Origin of the sequence: Nostoc sp. NOS(2021), assembly GCF_017115025.1 — a bacterium.
Taxonomy (GTDB): domain Bacteria; phylum Cyanobacteriota; class Cyanobacteriia; order Cyanobacteriales; family Nostocaceae; genus Nostoc.
Window position 1 is genome coordinate 1 of record NZ_JABXKM010000222.1, and the last position, 3,732, is coordinate 3,732.

A 3,732-nucleotide genomic window follows, 5' to 3' on the forward strand; every position below is an offset into this window, starting at 1 on the left:
GCTCCCCTGCCCCTCTGCCCCGCGTCCCTCTTACCACTGGGCGATCGCATCTTGAATTGCTGCCCGTGCTTCTGATAGAGATTGGGTACGGGCAGCATCTCCTGCATTCAAGCTATTAGCGTTGATAAATTGAATGTCTGTAAGCCCAATAAAGCCGAAAATCGCCCGCAGGTATGGTTCTTGGAAGTCATAGGCAGCAGCAGGGGATGTTGCACTATAGTCACCGCCGCGAGCTGTGATGACAACTGCCTTTTTACCCTCAACTAAACCTCTATAACCGCCTTGAGCATCTATAGCAAAAGTCCGGTTAGGGCGAACGATTTGGTCTATGTAAGCCTTGAAAGTGGAAGGTATATTAAAGTTATACATTGGCACTCCAAAAACGTAGCGATCGGCAGCCAAAAACTCATCAATCAGTTCGTCAGAAATCCTGATTGCCTCAGTTAATTCTGGGGTATGGGTTTCTGGTGGTGAAAATGATGCTGCAACCCAAGGTTCATCAACGTGAGGAACTGGGTGATGCCCTAAATCTCGATAGGCGATCGCATCTTCGGGATGTGCTGCTTTCCAACCACTGGCGAATTCCTTAGATAGTTCTCTGGAGTGCGATCGTTCAGCACGGGGGCTGGAATCAATATGTAGAATGTTTACCACCAAATATCTCCTGATTAGCTAGGATTTACTGCTTTGACTTTTTTTGAGTCTAAATTTCAAAGCATTACATCAGATACTAAAAGTAAGTAGTTACCAAAGTAAAGTAGTTACCATAAAGTAACTGTAGAAAATTTTGGCTAACTTATCGATGTCTGTCTCTAAAAATCCTGATGCTTGCCCAATCAGTATTCTGATGTCCTTACTATCAGGACCCTGGACAATGTATATACTGTGGGTGTTATGTAATAGTGGGCCTACTCGCTTTGGTGGATTGAAGCACTTAGTCGAGGGCATTTCCACCAAAGTTCTAACAGAAAGACTGAGGATGCTTGAGACAGCAGAGATTATTTATCGCCAGTATGAACCAACTGTTCCACCCCAAGTAACTTACGGTCTGACAGAACGTGGTCAGGAACTCATTGAAATCCTTCATAAACTCAATGCACTTGCTGAACGCTGGTATGGCAGGGAACAACAGGAACATAGTAACAGTAATGTTTAACTGATTGCTTGAATGTAATCTCTGAGATCAATAAACTCACCAGGTAGATCGAAGAATCTTATAAAGATACCGACATGAATATGTCTCCCGTGCAGTTTGCGGATGACAGTCGGTTCGTAGACTAGTTTTGGTCGGAAATTGCTCAATGACGCAATCGGGCAGACACCAAGGATCTGTCGATGCTTGCGGCGATGACGACCAACAACTAGAGCCTTTTTGTTCATACCCCAGAATACATTGTAGATGTACAGCAATTGACCTTCCGAAAAAGAATGCGTCGATTTTTGGACATTGGCAGCAACCAGAGGAATGTTGTCCTTGGTCGGGTCAATGTCGAGTAATGTATCACCACAGAAGTAGTCAAGCAGAATCTCATTGATCTTCTTGATGTGTTGTTCCTGCATAGAAGGCGTATTTTTATAAAAAGCTGGGGGAAATGTAAAAAAGCCGATGGAAAATACATCGGCTTTGCTAACAATATTCAACAGATGAATACTCTACTATTCCTGAATTGCGGCTGCTTTGGCAGGAAACTGAATTCTGGGATCTGGCATGAAATTGTATCTCAAGTACAATCCTCCCCAGACAAACAGGATAATTAACAACGTACCAATACCAAGGGGACTGGGAAGCCAGAAAACAGCTTCAATGTGGTTTAGCTCACCAGGCTGGAGTTTCCACACTAGTTGATTGCCATTTTTTTCTGGCTCTATTGCAGTTTCAGTTAGTTGAATGTTTTTGGCTCCCCAAGGAGTCTTCAAGCTAAATTCCAAATCAAGAATTGAACCAGCATTAGCCAAGACATTACCTTTGCTGGCAATTAGAGACAGCGATCGCAAATCCAAATCATAAATCAACCGATTTCGGACTAAAAGTAAAAAATTGTTCTCCTCCAAGAGTACGTTTGATTCAATTTTCGGCAGTTCTGAATCAGATTCGCTCTGCACAGTCTCAGAGGATTGATTCGCACGGGAGTTAAAAAATCCGTTGAACTTCTCTTGCAATTCCCTACCACTGCTAAAAGGAATTGTGACGATGATTTCTTCTTGGGAAACTCGTTGCGCTTTACCCTCAAGTTGACGGGCGCGGCGTTCTATGGTGTTCAACCATTCGTAAACATAATCGCCGCTAAAACTGGTTAGCCGTTCTCCCAACTTAATATGCTGTACTACTTCGCCACTATTTGAATTATCAAAATTAACGCCCACATCGTACTTCACACAGCCAGACAGTAGCAGGGATGTTAACAGCACTACCCACAGAATCGGATTTCGGATGGGAAAAACGCGGTTCATTCGATTTCGACCATTCAGTGGTGAGAGAAATTTCATTTTTGCCAACACAAAACTAAATGGTCTGATTAACCACAAGAAAATCTTTCCGAAAATTGAAGAAGTTGAAACCATAAATCTCCCCAAAAGTCAACATATTTTGGATTTTAAATTTTGGATTTTGGATTGACCTCACCGATAAACGGATGAAGCTCGAAGATTTTAAATTTTGGATCAGAGGATTTGTGTCACCCACAAGGGTGAAAGCGCGTATCAGGACGTTAGTCCGCCATGAACCAAAAGATTCTTTAATCTAAAATCTAAAATCCAAAATCCAAAATTGTTATCAGCCAGGGGTTCCTGAAAAATTCAACCAAAGCAAGTACGAGATGGTTAAACCAATGGCAATTAGCGCCACCCAGATAAAGCGATTATCTCTGGTATTGACCTGACTGAGGTCAACGAATTCTGTCTCGGTAGGTTTAGGCTTCTGCTGCACAGAAGATTTAGTAGACTTAGCAGCTACAGAAATTTTGAGTTCATTATCGGATAGTGTGGCCAAATCAGGGATTTGGGTCATCCATTCGCTGGGTCTTTTCAGCTTTGGTGCTTTTAAGATGTAAAGCATCTGTCGCGCTTGTTTGCTGGTTTCAAAATGGGGATGGCGTTTGAGTCTTTCGCAAAGAGCGATCGCATCATCCGTGCGTCCAGCCGCTTCATAAGCTGTCACTAGATGAATTTCTACTTCCCCCCCAAGGCGAGAATTACGAGCTAACAGGGCGCTGGCCTTTTCTAGATTTTCTACGGCTTCGCGGTATTGCCCATTTTCAAAGGCAAATTTTCCTGTCTGGTAGCGGGTTTTAGCAATTTCTAAACTTTCTGCACTCACGTCTTATATACAAATCAGCACTGTTTTTATTTTGCCAATGCCAGCAATGTTTTTGGAATCTTTTCAAAAGCTGGCAATCTGAAATTGGATAAACTTCTAAAATTTTAACTAAGTAGCTGCGACTATTTTCTGATTAAAAATTCCGGTTATCAAATGCAGGTGAGCAAATTATGCTGAAAATCAAGCATTCGCAACTGAATTGGCTCTTAGGAGGCATGACTTTAGCAGTTATGGGTGTAAGCATTGCTCCAGCTTCCGCCCAGCGTGTGATGGTGATTGATGGCGCTTATGGAGTCACGCGATCGCCTGCTGTTGGTTCCTTTACTTATGGTAGTCCGACTCCTACAGATAAGCCTGTAGACTCATATCTTGCACCTCACCGTACAAACCCGTAAAAGGCAAATAAAGAGTACAAA

At 42.8% G+C, this 3,732-nt stretch carries 6 protein-coding genes; 2 read left to right on the top strand and 4 right to left on the bottom strand.

Going from position 1 to position 3,732, the window contains the following annotated elements; genetic code table 11:
* Positions 1 to 30: 30 nt before the first annotated feature.
* A complete protein-coding gene (locus HWQ41_RS23715) occupies positions 31 to 654 on the bottom strand; it encodes an FMN-dependent NADH-azoreductase (RefSeq protein ID WP_292768391.1) in 624 nt (207 codons plus the stop codon).
* Between the two features lie 193 nt (positions 655 to 847).
* Here HWQ41_RS23715 and HWQ41_RS23720 point away from each other — a divergent pair, with 193 nt between their 5' ends.
* Complete coding sequence (locus tag HWQ41_RS23720; protein ID WP_292768402.1) at positions 848 to 1,156, top strand: helix-turn-helix domain-containing protein; 309 nt, start codon at positions 848 to 850, stop codon at positions 1,154 to 1,156.
* Here the strand turns inward: HWQ41_RS23720 and HWQ41_RS23725 are convergent.
* The 3 genes from HWQ41_RS23725 to HWQ41_RS23735 form a co-directional block, all read right to left on the bottom strand.
* Entirely contained in the window at positions 1,153 to 1,641 is a 489-nt protein-coding gene (locus HWQ41_RS23725; RefSeq protein ID WP_292768393.1) for a hypothetical protein, read from the bottom strand. The two genes, HWQ41_RS23720 and HWQ41_RS23725, sit on opposite strands and share 4 nt — an antisense overlap.
* Before the next feature lie 15 nt (positions 1,642 to 1,656).
* The gene (locus HWQ41_RS23730) at positions 1,657 to 2,562 is read right to left on the bottom strand and encodes a DUF3153 domain-containing protein (RefSeq protein ID WP_292768396.1); all 906 of its coding nucleotides are present in this window, start codon (positions 2,560 to 2,562) and stop codon (positions 1,657 to 1,659) included.
* Positions 2,563 to 2,773: 211 nt separating this feature from the next.
* Positions 2,774 to 3,316, bottom strand: coding sequence for a tetratricopeptide repeat protein (locus tag HWQ41_RS23735; protein ID WP_292768398.1), 543 nt, complete (start codon positions 3,314 to 3,316; stop codon positions 2,774 to 2,776).
* 170 nt (positions 3,317 to 3,486) lie between these two features.
* Between HWQ41_RS23735 and HWQ41_RS23740 the strand changes: the two genes are divergently transcribed.
* Entirely contained in the window at positions 3,487 to 3,711 is a 225-nt protein-coding gene (locus HWQ41_RS23740) for a hypothetical protein (RefSeq protein ID WP_292768400.1), read from the top strand.
* The last annotated feature ends 21 nt before the right edge of the window (positions 3,712 to 3,732 follow it).

Coding starts and splice junctions, on each gene's coding strand:
- HWQ41_RS23720 (WP_292768402.1), top strand. CDS start 848: ATGTCCTTACTATCAGGACCCTGGACAATGTATATACTGTGGGTGTTA.
- HWQ41_RS23730 (WP_292768396.1), bottom strand. CDS start 2,562: ATGGTTTCAACTTCTTCAATTTTCGGAAAGATTTTCTTGTGGTTAATC.
- HWQ41_RS23740 (WP_292768400.1), top strand. CDS start 3,487: ATGCTGAAAATCAAGCATTCGCAACTGAATTGGCTCTTAGGAGGCATG.